Annotated in this window: 15 protein-coding genes; 9 read left to right on the top strand and 6 right to left on the bottom strand. The window is 65.1% G+C overall.

Annotation, left to right across the window (positions count from 1 at the left end; all coding sequences use genetic code 11):
* Positions 1-9: 9 nt before the first annotated feature.
* The 8 genes from CJZ78_RS08805 to CJZ78_RS14200 all read left to right on the top strand — a co-directional run bounded on the left by CJZ78_RS08805 (position 10) and on the right by CJZ78_RS14200 (position 5,768).
* Entirely contained in the window at positions 10-1,164 is a 1,155-nt protein-coding gene (locus CJZ78_RS08805) for a citrate synthase (RefSeq protein WP_094560763.1), read from the top strand.
* Between the two features lie 24 nt (positions 1,165-1,188).
* The gene (gene nuoH / locus CJZ78_RS08800) at positions 1,189-2,319 is read left to right on the top strand and encodes an NADH-quinone oxidoreductase subunit NuoH (protein WP_094560761.1); all 1,131 of its coding nucleotides are present in this window, start codon (positions 1,189-1,191) and stop codon (positions 2,317-2,319) included.
* 95 nt (positions 2,320-2,414) lie between these two features.
* Positions 2,415-3,041 carry an NAD(P)H-quinone oxidoreductase subunit I gene (ndhI, locus tag CJZ78_RS08795; protein ID WP_094560759.1) on the top strand — a complete coding sequence of 209 codons (627 nt, stop codon included), beginning with the start codon at positions 2,415-2,417 and terminating at the stop codon, positions 3,039-3,041.
* Complete coding sequence (locus CJZ78_RS08790) at positions 3,038-3,640, top strand: NADH-quinone oxidoreductase subunit J (protein WP_094560757.1); 603 nt, start codon at positions 3,038-3,040, stop codon at positions 3,638-3,640. The genes ndhI and CJZ78_RS08790 overlap by 4 nt, the downstream gene beginning before the upstream one ends.
* A 69-nt stretch (positions 3,641-3,709) precedes the next feature.
* A complete protein-coding gene (gene nuoK, locus CJZ78_RS08785; RefSeq protein ID WP_094560755.1) occupies positions 3,710-4,039 on the top strand; it encodes an NADH-quinone oxidoreductase subunit NuoK in 330 nt (109 codons plus the stop codon).
* 15 nt (positions 4,040-4,054) lie between these two features.
* Positions 4,055-4,990, top strand: coding sequence for an NAD(+) kinase (locus CJZ78_RS08780; protein ID WP_094560753.1), 936 nt, complete (start codon positions 4,055-4,057; stop codon positions 4,988-4,990).
* Between the two features lie 20 nt (positions 4,991-5,010).
* Complete coding sequence (locus CJZ78_RS08775; RefSeq protein WP_094560751.1) at positions 5,011-5,577, top strand: CYTH domain-containing protein; 567 nt, start codon at positions 5,011-5,013, stop codon at positions 5,575-5,577.
* Between the two features lie 26 nt (positions 5,578-5,603).
* Complete coding sequence (locus tag CJZ78_RS14200) at positions 5,604-5,768, top strand: hypothetical protein (RefSeq protein ID WP_198953872.1); 165 nt, start codon at positions 5,604-5,606, stop codon at positions 5,766-5,768.
* Between the two features lie 3 nt (positions 5,769-5,771).
* On the opposite strand, the gene CJZ78_RS08770 is transcribed toward CJZ78_RS14200, so the two are convergent.
* Positions 5,772-6,062, bottom strand: a complete 291-nt coding sequence (locus tag CJZ78_RS08770; protein ID WP_094560749.1) for a response regulator transcription factor — start codon at positions 6,060-6,062, stop codon at positions 5,772-5,774.
* 129 nt (positions 6,063-6,191) lie between these two features.
* Here CJZ78_RS08770 and CJZ78_RS08765 point away from each other — a divergent pair, with 129 nt between their 5' ends.
* On the top strand, positions 6,192-7,028 hold the full coding sequence (locus tag CJZ78_RS08765; protein WP_233128626.1) for a methylenetetrahydrofolate reductase: 837 nt from the start codon (positions 6,192-6,194) through the stop codon (positions 7,026-7,028).
* On the opposite strand, the gene CJZ78_RS08760 is transcribed toward CJZ78_RS08765, so the two are convergent.
* The 5 genes from CJZ78_RS08760 to CJZ78_RS08740 form a co-directional block, all read right to left on the bottom strand.
* Positions 7,025-8,206, bottom strand: a complete 1,182-nt coding sequence (locus CJZ78_RS08760; RefSeq protein WP_094560745.1) for an NDP-sugar synthase — start codon at positions 8,204-8,206, stop codon at positions 7,025-7,027. The two genes, CJZ78_RS08765 and CJZ78_RS08760, sit on opposite strands and share 4 nt — an antisense overlap.
* Positions 8,207-8,252: 46 nt before the next feature.
* A complete protein-coding gene (locus tag CJZ78_RS08755) occupies positions 8,253-9,143 on the bottom strand; it encodes a segregation/condensation protein A (RefSeq protein WP_094560743.1) in 891 nt (296 codons plus the stop codon).
* 109 nt (positions 9,144-9,252) lie between these two features.
* Complete coding sequence (locus CJZ78_RS08750; RefSeq protein WP_094560741.1) at positions 9,253-9,660, bottom strand: lipopolysaccharide assembly protein LapA domain-containing protein; 408 nt, start codon at positions 9,658-9,660, stop codon at positions 9,253-9,255.
* A gap of 145 nt (positions 9,661-9,805) precedes the next feature.
* Entirely contained in the window at positions 9,806-11,386 is a 1,581-nt protein-coding gene (locus tag CJZ78_RS08745; RefSeq protein ID WP_094560738.1) for an NAD(P)H-quinone oxidoreductase subunit 4, read from the bottom strand.
* A gap of 259 nt (positions 11,387-11,645) precedes the next feature.
* Complete coding sequence (locus tag CJZ78_RS08740; RefSeq protein WP_094560736.1) at positions 11,646-13,676, bottom strand: NAD(P)H-quinone oxidoreductase subunit 5; 2,031 nt, start codon at positions 13,674-13,676, stop codon at positions 11,646-11,648.
* Positions 13,677-13,720 lie beyond the last annotated feature (44 nt).

Genomic DNA, 13,720 nt, shown 5'->3' with positions numbered 1-13,720 from the left:
GCGTCGCGCATGGCAGCAAGCGGAGCTCAGGCCCCGAGCCTTTTTCGCCCTGGGTTGGAAGGGGTGCCGGCCACCCAGTCGTCGATCTGCGACATCGACGGCCAGCTGGGGGTGTTGACCTACCGCGGCTACCGCGTGGATGAGCTGGCCTCTCAGAGCACCTTCCTGGAAACGGCCTATCTGCTGATCTGGGGTGAGCTGCCCACGTCGGATCAGTTGCGGGAGTTTGAGCACGAGGTGCAGATGCACCGGCGGGTGAGCTTCCGCATCCGCGACATGATGAAGTGCTTCCCCTCAGGCGGACATCCGATGGATGCCCTGCAGAGCAGTGCGGCGTCGTTGGGGCTCTTTTATTCCAGGCGCGCTCTGGACAACCCCGAATACATCGTTTCGGCGGTGGTGCGGCTGATCGCCAAGATCCCGACGATGGTGGCGGCGTTCCAGCTGATCCGTAAGGGCCAGGACCCGATCCAGCCCCGCGACGACCTGGCCTATGCGGCCAATTTTCTCTACATGCTCACGGAGCGGGAACCCGACCCCCTGGCGGCCCGCATCTTTGATGCCTGCCTGATCCTGCACGCCGAGCACAGCCTCAATGCCAGCACCTTCAGCGCCCGGGTGACGGCCAGCACCCTCACCGACCCCTACGCCGTGGTGGCCTCGGCGGTGGGCACCCTGGCGGGCCCCCTGCACGGCGGAGCCAACGAAGACGTGCTGGAGATGCTGGAGAGCATCGGCACGGAAGATCAGGTGGAGCCCTGGCTGGATCGGGCGATCGCTGGCAAGCAGAAGATCATGGGTTTCGGCCACCGTGAGTACAAGGTCAAGGATCCCAGGGCCGTGATCCTGCAGAAACTGGCTGAGGAGCTGTTCGATCGCTTCGGCCACGACCCGATGTACGACCTGGCCCGTAAGCTCGAGGAGGCCGCCACCCAGCGCCTGGGACCCAAGGGCATCTTCCCCAACGTCGACTTCTATTCAGGCCTGGTGTATCGCAAGCTCGGCATCCCGGAAGACCTGTTCACGCCGATTTTCGCCATTGCCCGCACAGCTGGTTGGCTGGCCCATTGGAAGGAGCAGCTGGGTGCCAACCGCATCTATCGACCCTCCCAGATTTATACCGGTGAGGCTGGGAGAGACTGGCAGCCCATTGGTGCCCGCTAAGTTGCCCCCATCTGAGCTGCCGCCATGCTGACCAACACGGCTCCAGGCCTGGATCTGGAAGCCAGCTTTGAGCAGGCCCTGCAAGGGCTAGGGCTGAGCCCGGCTGCGGCCCACATGCTCTGGCTGCCGCTGCCGATGGTGCTGGTGCTGGTCGCCGCTGTGGTGGGTGTGCTGGTGAACGTGTGGCTGGAGCGCAAGATCTCCGCCGCCGTGCAGCAGCGCATCGGCCCGGAATATGCCGGTGCCCTCGGTGTGCTGCAGCCGATCGCTGACGGCATCAAGCTCGTCTTCAAGGAAGACATCATCCCGGCCAAGGCTGATGGCCTGCTGTTCACCCTGGGGCCAGTGCTGGTGCTGATCCCGGTGATCCTCAGCTGGCTGGTGGTGCCCTTCGGGCAGCACCTGCTGATCAGCAACGTGGGGATCGGCATTTTCCTGTGGATCTCGCTCAGCAGCATTCAGCCGATCGGCCTGCTGATGAGCGGCTATGCCTCAAACAACAAGTACTCCCTTTTAGGTGGCCTGCGAGCCGCTGCCCAGTCGATCAGCTACGAGATCCCCCTGGCCCTGGCCGTGCTGGCGGTGGTGATGATGAGCAACTCGCTCAGCACCGTTGACATCGTCAACCAGCAGACCGGGGCCGGCATCCTCAGCTGGAACATCTGGCGCCAGCCGGTGGGCTTCGTGATCTTCTGGATCTGCGCCCTGGCTGAATGCGAGCGCCTTCCCTTTGACCTACCGGAGGCCGAAGAGGAGCTGGTGGCTGGCTACCAGACCGAGTACTCCGGCATGAAGTTTGCCCTCTTCTATCTGGGCAGCTACATCAACCTGGTGCTCTCGGCCCTGCTGGTGTCGGTGCTCTACCTGGGTGGCTGGGGCTTCCCGATTCCGGTGGAGTGGCTGGCCGGTTGGCTGGGTCAGCCGATCGATGCGCCCTTGGTGCAGCTGATCACCGGCTCCGTGGGCATCGTCATGACCGTGCTCAAGGCCTACCTGCTGGTGTTTCTGGCCATCCTGCTGCGCTGGACCACACCGCGGGTGCGGATCGACCAGCTGCTCGACTTGGGCTGGAAGTTTCTGCTGCCGATTGCCCTCGTCAACCTGCTGATCACCGCGGCCCTCAAGCTCGCCTTCCCGATGGCCTTCGGCGGTTGACCCCCTGTTTCGGCAGGCCTCCGGCCCGGCCCCACTCCAGACCAGCCATCATGGGCTGACACTCTCCGACCGCATTCCCCCTCAGAGCCAGCTCCATGTTTGGGTTCCTCAAGAAAGTCGGCGACTACACCCGCGATGCTGTGGGTGCGGCCCAGTACATGACCCAGGGTCTGGCGGTGACCTTTGACCACCTACGGCGCCGGCCGGTCACCGTCCAGTACCCCTACGAGAAGCTGATCCCCTCGGAGCGCTACCGCGGCCGGATCCACTACGAATTCGACAAGTGCATCGCCTGCGAGGTGTGTGTGCGGGTCTGCCCGATCAATCTGCCGGTGGTGGATTGGGTGATGAACAAGGCCACCAAGAAGAAGGAGCTGCGCAACTATTCGATCGATTTCGGGGTGTGCATCTTCTGCGGCAATTGTGTGGAGTACTGCCCCACCAACTGCCTATCGATGACCGAGGAATACGAGCTGTCCACCTTCGACCGCCACAGCCTCAACTACGACAACATTGCCTTGGGTCGTCTGCCCACCAGCGTGACCAGCGACCCTGCGGTGGTGCCATTGCGGGAGTTGGTCTACCTGCCCAAGGGAGTGATGGATCCCCACGGCGTGCCCGACACAGCCCCCCGCGCCGGCAAACTGCCGGAGCAGGTGCTCGAAACCCTGCCGAAAGCCGAGCCCAAAGCTCCCTCCCAGCCCAGCGGAGACGCGTCATGACCATCGCCTCCACCACCCAGCTGATCTGTTTCGTGGCCCTCTCCGCCACGCTTGTGCTCGGGGCCCTTGGGGTGGTTTTGCTGCCCAACATCGTCTACTCCGCCTTTCTGCTGGGCGGGGTGTTTCTGTCGGTCGCGGGTCTGTACCTGCTGCTCAATGCCAGCTTCGTGGCAGCTGCCCAGGTGCTCGTCTATGTGGGCGCTGTCAACGTGTTGATCCTGTTCGCGATCATGCTCGTGAACAAGAAGGAAAACCTCGCGGCCATTCCAGGCCTGGGGGTGCGTCGTCTGTTGTCGGGCGCCGTCTGCGGTGGTCTGTTTGTGTTGCTGATCCGGGTGGCCTTCACCACGCCCTGGGCCCTGCCTGGACCCGAGCCGGTTGGTGAGGAGGCGACCATCCGGATCGGCGAACACCTGTTCAGCGACTATCTGCTGCCCTTTGAGCTGGCCTCGGTGCTGCTGTTGATGTCGATGATCGGTGCGATCGTGCTGGCGCGCCGCGATGTGCTCAGCAGCGATGTGATCACCGGCGAAGCGGCGGATCAGGGCCTGATCGAGAAGGAGCGCACTCCGTTGCTGCTGGAAAAGTCTCCCCGTTGAGGGGGCGTTTGATCCCCCGTCTGCTTGATCCAGTCCCCACCGACCCATCTGCTCATCCCCCCCAGCTCCATGGAGATCACCCTTCCCAGCACCATCCCCCTGCAGGCCTATCTGGCCCTGGCTGCCGTGTTGTTCTGCACGGGAGTCTGGGGTTTGATCAACAGCCGCAATGCGGTGCGGGTGTTGATGAGCATTGAGCTGATGCTCAATGCGGTGAACATCAATCTGATGGCCTTCTCCAGCTATCTCGATGGCCAGCTGATTCGCGGTCAGGTGTTTGCCATCTTCGTGATCACCGTGGCGGCGGCGGAGGCGGCTGTGGGTCTGGCAATCCTGCTCTCCCTCTACCGCAACCGGGAGACGGTTGACATGGAGCGCTTCAATCTGCTGCGTTGGTAACCCGGCCCTTCCCCGATGCGGCTTGAGAGGGTCTGGTTGATTTCACGGTCGGGCAGCCAGGCTGCCCATCGCCAGGCCAAGCGCTGCGCCGAAGACCTGGCGGCCCAGGGGGTGCATGTGGTGGTGGCCTCCAGTGGCCTGGCCCGCAACCCCTTTCCCGGCCTGCTGGCCACCGAAGCCCATCTGCCCGATCTGGCCCTGGTGCTGGGCGGTGATGGCACCGTGCTTGGTGCCGCCCGTCATTTGGCCCCCCTGGATGTGCCGATCCTCAGCTTCAATGTCGGTGGCCACCTGGGTTTTCTGACCCACGACCGCCGCTTCCTGCGCCTCAGCGCTGATGCCGGCAAGTCGGAGGAGGAGAGCCTCTGGGAGCGTCTGCGCAACGACCGGTTTGCTCTTGAGCGCCGGATGATGCTGCAAGCCCACATCGACCGCGGTGATGGGGTGGACCAGGCCGATGGCCCCCACCTGGCCCTCAACGATTTCTATTTTCGGCCCTGCCTCGATGAGGTGTCTCCCACTTGCGTGCTCGAGCTGGAGATCGACGGCGAAGTGGTGGATCAATACCGCGGCGACGGCTTGATCATTGCCACCCCCACCGGCTCCACCGGCTATTCGATGGCGGCTGGCGGGCCCATCCTCCACCCCGGTATCGAGGCGATCGTGGTCAATCCGATCTGCCCGATGAGCCTCTCCAGCCGCGCTGTGGTGGTGCCGCCGCGGGCCCAGCTTTCGGTGTGGCCCCTGGGGGAAACCAGCCGCCGGGTGAAGCTCTGGAAAGACGGCGCCCATGCCACGGTGCTGGAGCCGGGGGATCGGGCCGTGGTGGAGCGCAGTCCCCATCCCGCACTGCAGGTGCTGCTGGAGCAGAGCCCGTCGTATTACCGCACCCTCACCCACAAGCTGCATTGGGCCGGCAGCCTTACGGCTGTCGAGCCCTCCCACAATTAGGCCCCCTGCTGAGGTGTGCCATGGCCCTGGAAATCGAACGGCGCTTTCTGGTTCAGGGTGACGACTGGCGCCAGCACATCCGCTGGCAGGCCTGGCTGCAGCAGGGCTACCTGGTGGCGGCGGCCGATGGCGTCACCGTGCGGGTGCGCAGCGCCAGTGGGGTGCCCGCCGTGGCAGGAGCCTGGCTCACCCTCAAGGCGCGACCAGGGGGGCTGCCCGCGGCGGCGGTTGCGTTGCCGGAGGGCCTGGTGCGCCACGAATTCGAGTACCCCATTCCCGCCGGCGATGCCGAGGCTCTGCTGGCCCTGGCTCCCCAGCGGCTCAGCAAGTGGCGCTACGGGCTGGATCTGCCTGGCGGTGAGTGGGTGCTGGATGTGTTTGAGGCGGAGAATGCCCCGCTCGTGGTGGCAGAAGTGGAGCTGGCGCCCGCCACATGGGAGCGCAGCCTGGTGGAGCTGGAGCCCCCTGCCTGGTGCGTCCGTGAACTGACCGGCCGCCACGAACTCAGCAATGCGGCCCTGGCGCGCTCCCCCCTGGCCCATTGGCCTGAGGCTCAACGGCGAGAGCTGCTTGAGGCCGTAAGATAAATCCGAAGAAATTCCAAAGACGCTGCGTGACCGGTCTCTACGACAACCAGGGCATGCTGCGTTTTACTGGGCGTGATCAAGCCGACTGCCTGGCCTATGCCGAGTTGTTCGGGCTCGGGACTGATGGCTACAGCCTGGCGGCGCTTGCCGATGATGGATCCACTCCCTTGGAGGCGGCCCCGGCTGCCTGACCGTCAGTTGGCCTGAGCCTTTCTGCCGTCGATTGCGCAGCAATTGAAGCCATCCCGGCAGATCTTGCCGTGATCCATGGCCCAATTCAGCAGGGCTACGCGATTTTTGGCGCCGGTTTTGGTGAAAATGTTGCTCACGTGGTTGTCCACGGTGCGCTTGCTGATGGTGAGCGTAGCGGCGATCTCCTGGTTGGTGAGCCCCTCGGCTACCAGCTCGATGATTTCGATTTCCCGCTCCGAGAGGTCATGGCGGCCCTGGCCCAGTGAGCCAGCCGTGGAGCGATCGGAATCCATTGGCCCAGGCCGCAGGCTGAACCCCACTGTAGGCAGGGCGTTGTTCCATGATGGGTCCGATAAGAACGGTTTGGCTTGCTGTTTCAACAGGCCCTGGCCAGCGGTGAACCAGCCCTCACCGCCGAGGTGATGCCGCCTCGAGGCGCAGACCCATCCCGTGCCCTGGAGGCCGCTGGGGCCCTGCGGGGCTGGGTGCATGCTGTCAACGTCACCGACGGCAGCCGCGCCGTGATGCGGATGAGCAGCCTGGCCCTGTGTCGACTGCTGCTGGATGCGGGGATCGAGCCCGTGCTGCAGCTGGCCTGCCGCGATCGCAACCGCATTGCCCTGCAGGCCGATCTGCTGGGCGCCCATGCCCTGGGTGTGCGCAATGTGCTCTGTCTCACCGGTGATCCGGTGCGGGCCGGGGATCAGCCTGGAGCCCGTCCGGTGAATGAGCTGGAGGCGGTGCGGCTGCTGCAGTTGGTGCAGCAGTTCAACGCGGGCGAGGATCCGGTGCAGGGACTGTTGCCCGATGGGCCCACCGCCCTGTTTGCCGGTGCTGCGGCCGATCCCCAGTCGCCCAGCTGGAGTGGCCTCAAGAGCCGCCTGGCGCGAAAGAAGCAGGCTGGAGCGCGCTTCGTGCAAACCCAGATGGTGATGGACGCCGAAGCCCTCAAGCGCTTTGTGGGCGAGCTCGCGGCCCCCTTGGAGCTGCCGGTGTTGGCCGGGGTGTTTCTGCTCAAGTCGGCCCGCAATGCGGCCTTCATCAACCGGGTGGTGCCAGGGGCCAACATTCCCCAGGCCGTGATCGACAGGCTGGCTGCGGCGGCGGATCCGGCGGCTGAGGGTGTGGCGATTGCGGCGGAACAGGTGGCGGACTATCTGCAGATCGCCCAGGGGGTGCACCTGATGGCGATCAAGGCCGAGGAAAAGATTCCAGCGATCCTGCAGCAGGCCGGCCTGGCCCCCCTGCAGCCTGCTTAGCTGGCGTTGCTCAGGGCCAGGTCGGTGCCGAGCAGCTCGGCCATGGCCTTCTGCTGGGGTGAAGGAGCCACCACATCCTGACGGCGCACGTCGGTGATCAGCCAGTCGAGGGCAGCTTCCTGCAGGTCGAAGTGGTCGCCGTTGCGGTCGACGCAGTAGCGGCCAAACACCAGCTTCTCCACCAGCCGCACCCCCGCTCCGATGCGCGAGTAGTCAAAGATGATCGAGTTGTCGATCGTGGCCCCCTCGCAGATGTGGCAGTTGGGGCCGATCATCGCCGGGCCAATGATCGTGGCACCGTTCTCGATGCGGGTCATGCCGCCCACATAGATGGGGCCTGTCACCTTGATCTGGTCCCAGTCAGCCGCCACGTTGAGGCCGGCAAACACCCCCGGGCGCACTTCCTTGCCCGGAATCTGCACCTGGCGCACCTGGCCCTGCAACACGCTGCGGATCGCCTGCCAATAGTCGGGCACCTTGCCGATATCCACCCACTCAAACTCCATCGGCAGGGCGTAGAAGGCCGCCCCTGCTTGCACCAGCTTGGGGAAGAGGTCGGAGCCGATGTCGAAGGGCTGGTCACTCGGCACAAAGTCGAGCACTTCGGGCTCAAAGATGTAGATGCCGGTGTTGATCATGTCGCTGGCGGCTTCATCCACCGCCGGCTTTTCCTGGAAGGAGCGCACCCGACCGTCGTCGTCGGTGACCACCACGCCGTAGCTGCTCACCTGGTCTTTGGGGACCCGTTTGGTGATCAGGCTGGCCATGGCTCCCTTGGCCTTGTGGCGGCGTACCGCTTCGCTGAGATCCAGGTCGATCAAGGCATCGCCGCAGAGCACCACAAAGGTGTCGTCGAAGAAGTGCTGGAAGTTCTGAATCTTCTTGAGGCCTCCGGCTGAGCCCAGGGCGTCGCCGATCAGCTCGCCATCTTCAATCCGACCTTCGAAGCTGTAGGCAATCTCCACGCCGAAGCGCTGGCCATCGCGGAAGTAGTTTTCGATCTCCTCGGCGAGGTGGGAGACGTTCACCATGATCTCGGTGAAGCCGTGCTCCCGCAGCAGCTCCAGCAGAAACTCCATCACGGGTTTCTGCAGGATGGGGATCATCGGCTTGGGAATGGTGTGCGTGATGGGACGCACCCGTGTTCCCTTGCCGGCCGCCAGGATCATCGCCTTCATCGGCGTTTGCTCACATCGGTCGGAGCAACCAGCCTAGTCGGCTTGCTCAGGCTGCCATCAGCGTTTCCGCCGCCCCGATCTCTGGCACGAGGGGCAGCTGGCGGCTTTCGCCGGCGCTAAGCAGGCGCCTGAGCCGCAGCGGCCCAAACAGCCCACCCTGTTGGTCGAGGTCCACCTTGCCCTGGTGGCAGAGAAACAGCAGGGCCCAGAACACGCCCACCCGATCGCGGTCTAAGTCGGCATCGGCGCGCCGCGACTCCACGTTGGCAGCCCAATCCTGCACGAGGTCGTTGAAGGCAGCCCAGTCATGGGCCGGTTCCCAGCCGAGCAAGAACTGGCTGAGCGCGGCGGTGGTTTCCGGCAGTTTTTCGCGGTGGGCCAGGGCGGCCACCTGTTCGATCGCGGCCCGTTCGCTGTAGCGCTTGGGGCGATGGCGCTGCCGGGTGCGGCCCTCGTCCTGCTCCAGCCGCTCGGCGATGTCCTCCAGCTGGCGGATCAACTCCCCCAGGGTCACGGGGCGCTGCAGGGGCGGGGGCGCCACAGGGCGGCGCCAGAGGTGCCGTTCCGGACGCTGCGGCAGTTCCATCCCCGGGCTCACCAGCCAGCCCTGGCCATCGGCGTCGAAGTCAAAGCCGAAGTCCTGATCGTCGAGGGGTTCCGGCGGGAAGGTGGCCGCCTCGAGCACCTCGGCCTTGAGGCTCACCAGCACCGAAGCGGCCAGGAAGGCCTCGCTGGTTTCGGCCAGATCCTGCTCGTAGCTGCCGCCCCGGCTCGCCCCTGCCGCGGCCACCAGGCGCGGCACTTCGATGCGCTGGCGCAGTTGGTCGAGGAAGCCATCCACCACGGCGATCACGTCCACGTCCCACGGGTCGAGTTCGCCCCGCTCCGCTGCGTCTTGCAGCAGACGGATGGCCAGCCTGGCGCCTCCTTCAGCCAATCCGCTCTTTCAATCCAATGTGAATGATGGATACGCTACCGGTATTGCCTGAACCGGGCTAGCGGCGCCGTCCGGCCACTACCGGTGGTGCCTGCGCTGGGCTGGGCCTTCAGCTCACCGACACCGTCATCGACTCGCTGCGGGCGGCCTCTTCAGCCTGGCCAGGATCACTGGGAGCCGAGCTCTCGCCAGCGGCGGGCAACAGTCCTAATTGGGCATCGACGGTGGCCCGATAGCGCTGGAGGTCGTTTTCCAGCTCCTGGATCCGCACCTGCTGGGCGGCAAATTCGCTCTGGTTCTGCAGTGTTTCCACCTTGCGCACCACGCCGGTCCACACGGCAAACACCCAGGCGGCAGCAGCGCCGACGCCGCCCACCAGCAACAGCAGCGCCGCCAAGGGCAGGGTGCCGCTCAGTCCGGGCAAGAAGTGGACCGTGGTGGGGGCCGTGTTTTCCAGGGTGAACATCACCGTGGCCAGGCCGAAGCTGAAGATCAGCAGGAAGTTCAGCTGTTTCATCGCGGGGTCTCCCAGGGGCGTCGCGGTGGAGAGGCGGGTGGCGCGGAGCTCCAGAGCTGAGCAGGAGCGTAAGGAGGGCAGCCGGGGGTGGCATGTCCTGGCGTCGATCTGCACAGTTTTGTTACCGCCCTCCGGTGTTGGTGGGTCAGGCCGGCAGGGGCGGGGCCACCAGCAGTGGCTGGCGGATCAGATCGCCCGGCGGGGGCTGGATCACCTTGGCCAGCGCCGTGGTTTCCCGTTGCACCAGCGCTTCGATGGAGGCGCGGTAGGTGTCGGTCATGATCCGGGGATAGAGGCCGATGCCCACGATCGGCACCAGCAGGCAGCTCACCACGTAGATCTCGCGCGGTTCGGCATCCACCAAGTGGGTGTGGGATGCCAGCTCGGCGTTTTCCTTGCCGAAGAAGATTTCCCGCAGCATCGAGAGCAGGTAGACTGGAGTGAGGATCACCCCCACCGCCGCCAGCGCCGCCATGACGATGCGGAAGCTGAGGGAATAGGCCTCACTGGTGACGAAGCCGGTGAACACCATCAGCTCGCTCACGAAGCCGCTCATGCCTGGGAGGGCCAGGGAGGCCAGGGAGCAGATGGTCCAGAGAGCAAACATCTTGCGCATCGTCTGGCCGACGCCGCCCATCTCGTCGAGCTGCAGGGTGTGGGTGCGGTCGTAGGTGGCGCCCACCAGGAAGAACAGGCTGGCCCCGATCAGGCCGTGGCTGATCATCTGCAGCATGGCGCCGCTGGTGCCGAGGGCACTGAAGCTGCCGATGCCAATCAGCACGAAGCCCATGTGGCTGATCGAGCTGTAGGCGATCTTGCGTTTGAGGTTGCGCTGGGCAAACGAGGTGAGCGCGGCATAGATGATGTTCACCACCCCCAGCACCACCAGCAGCGGCGCAAACTGGGCGTGGCCTTCCGGCAGCAGCTGCACGTTGAAGCGCAGCAGGGCGTAACCGCCCATTTTGAGCAGGATGCCGGCCAGAAGCATGTGCACCGGCGCCGTGGCCTCGCCGTGGGCATCGGGAAGCCAGGTGTGCAGCGGCACGATCGGCAGCTTCACCCCGAAGGCGATCAGCAGGCCGGCATAGGCAAAGAGCTGGAACTTCGTCGAGAAGTCCTTGGCCATCAGGACCGTGTACTCGAAGCTGGGAGTGCCCCCGCCGTAGAAGGCCATCGCCAGGCCCACCACCAGGATGAACAGCGAGCTGCCGGCCGTATAGAGGATGAACTTGGTGGCGGCGTACTGGCGCTTCTTGCCGCCCCAGATGGCCAGCAGCAGATACACCGGCAGCAGCTCCAGCTCCCAGGCCAGGAAGAACAGCAGCATGTCCTGCACCGCGAACACCGCGATCTGGCCGCCATCCATGGCCAGCAGCAGGAAAAAGAAGAGTTTCGGCTTGAACGTCACCGGCCAGGCCGCCAGGGCCGCCAAGGCCGTGATGAAGCTGGTGAGCAAGATCAGCGGCATCGAGATGCCGTCGGCCCCCACCGACCAGGCCAGACCCAGGCTGGGTAGCCACTGCACCCGTTCCACCAGTTGCAGCCCCTCCACCGAGGGGTCGTAGCCGTTGAGGTAGCCCCCCACCGTGAGCAGGAAGGTGGTCAGTGCGACGCCGAGGGCATACCAGCGCACACGCTTGCCATCGCCGGCATCTGGAATGAAGGGGATGAGCAGGGCGGCGGCGATCGGGAACAGGATCGACGCGCTCAACCAGGGGAAGGGCACGAACCAGGCCTCACCGTTTGGCGGAGTGTAGAAATTCCAGCCGGCCTGTCCCTGTTGTGATGCGGGGAGTCACACAGACCGTTGGTTTTTTGCGCGCCCTTGGCCGTGCTGGCGTCACGCGCTGCGCGCTCACGCCGCCTGCACGGCCAAGGGCGCGCAAAGCTGGGGGAGAGGGCTCTGTGCGCTGGAGGGAGGGTGCTGGTTGGCTAGAGAGCCGGCCCCTCGGCGGTGTTCGGCTCGCTGGGCTGAGCGGTTGCGCTCAGCCCAGCGAGCCGAACAACACCACCAGAGCGATGACACCGCCAAACACGATCAGGGCATAGAACTGGGCCCGGCCGGTTTCGAAGTACTTGAGACCCTCGCCGCTGCCGAGGGTCACCAAGCCTGTGAGGTTGACGACCCCATCCACCACCTTCGAGTCCACCTCCAGCACCTGGCGGGCCAGCTTGCGGCTGCCCTGCACGAACAACTTGTCGTTGATGGCATCGAGATACCACTTGTTGGCCAGGAAGGCGTTGACGGCCGGGAAGCGGGCCGCCACCGCGGTGCCCAGATCGAGTTTGTGCAGGGCGTAGGCCAGCACCGCCACGCTGATGCCGGCCACGGAGATGCCGACCGAGGCTCCGGCGAGGGGCAGAAACTCCCCCCAGCTGAAGTGCTCGGCCACTTCGGCGGCCTCCTGGGGATCCAGCAGATTGCCGAAGCGGCTGTTCCACGGGGTGCCGAGCAGGCCGATCAGCGCCGACGGCACCGCCAGCACCGCCAGGGGCATGGCCATCTGCCAGCCGGATTCGTGGGGGTGCTTGGCTTGGCTGTGACCACGGTCTTCGCTGTGGCCATGGTCATCGCCGTGGTCCTCAGCGGTTTTACCGGCAGCCGCCATCAGTTGGGCTGCCATCGCCTTGTCGCCGCCGCGGAACTCGCCTTCAAAGGTGAGGAAGTACAGCCGGAACATGTAGAACGCCGTCATGCCGGCGGTGACGAAACCGGCCACCCACAGGATCGGGAACTGGCCGAAGGCCACCCCCAGGATTTCGTCCTTGCTCCAGAAGCCTGCCAAGGGCGGAATGCCGCTGATGGCAATGCAGCCGATGAAGAAGGTGGTGCTGGTGATCGGCATGAACTTGCGCAGGCCGCCCATCAGGCGCATGTCCTGGGCCAGCACCGGCTCATGGCCCACCACCTCTTCCATGGCGTGGATCACCGAGCCGGAGCCTAAAAACAGCATCGCCTTGAAGAAGGCGTGGGTGACGAGGTGGAACATGCCCGCCACCGGGGCGCCGCAACCCATCGCCAGCATCATGTAACCGAGCTGGGAGACGGTGCTGTAGGCCAACCCCTTCTTGAGGTCCATCTGGGTGAGGGCGATCGAGGCCCCCAGAAACAGGGTGATCGTGCCAATCACCGCAATCGTGGCCTGCACCGCCGGGAAGGGCTCGTACACCGGCTGCAACCGGGCCACCAGGAACACGCCGGCGGCCACCATCGTGGCGGCGTGGATCAGGGCTGAGATCGGCGTCGGGCCCTCCATGGCATCGGGCAGCCACACATGCAGGGGGAACTGGGCCGATTTGGCCATCGGGCCCATGAACACCAGCAGGCACAGCAGGATTGCCGCAGCGTTGGAGAGACTGCCGCCGGCCACGGCCTCCTGCAGCCGGCTGCCGATCTCTTCAAAGCCGAAGCTGCCGGTGGCCCAGAACAGGCCGAGGATCCCCAGCAGTAGGCCGAAGTCGCCCACACGGTTCACCACGAAGGCTTTCTGGGCGGCATTGGCGGCGCCGTCGCGGTCGTACCAGAAGCCCACGAGCAGGTAGGAGCACATGCCCACCAGCTCCCAGAACACGTAAATCTCCAGCAGGTTGGGGCTGATCACCAGGCCCAGCATCGAGCTGCTGAACAGGGCCAGATAGGTGAAGAAGCGCACGTAGCCCTTGTCGTGGGCCATGTAGCCATCGGAATAGACCATCACCAGCACGGCGATGGTGGTGACCAGCGACAGCATCACCGCTCCGAGGGCATCCACCCGGAAGCCCATCTGCAGGTTGAACGTGCCGGCGCTGGCCCAGTTGAACAGCACCTCGGTGGGGCCGGCTCCGGCCAGCTGCTGGGCCAGCACGGCATAGCTGAGCACCGCCGCGGCGCCAACGCAGCTGATCAGCAGCCAGGCCACGGGTTTGCGCAGCCGATTGACGGTGCGGTTAAAGCTGATCAGCCCCAGGCCCGTCAGACAGGCTCCGGCCAGGGGCAGCACCGGGATCAACCAGGCGAGTTCGGCGGCTGACGGCATGCGGCGCAGGCTGGTTGGGGGAAGTGTAGGCAGCCGTTCAGGTT

The organism is Synechococcus sp. 8F6 (genome assembly GCF_002252665.1).
Classification (GTDB): domain Bacteria; phylum Cyanobacteriota; class Cyanobacteriia; order PCC-6307; family Cyanobiaceae; genus Cyanobium_A.
Note: the sequence above shows the minus strand (reverse complement) of the source record. Positions and strands in the feature narration are given on the sequence as shown.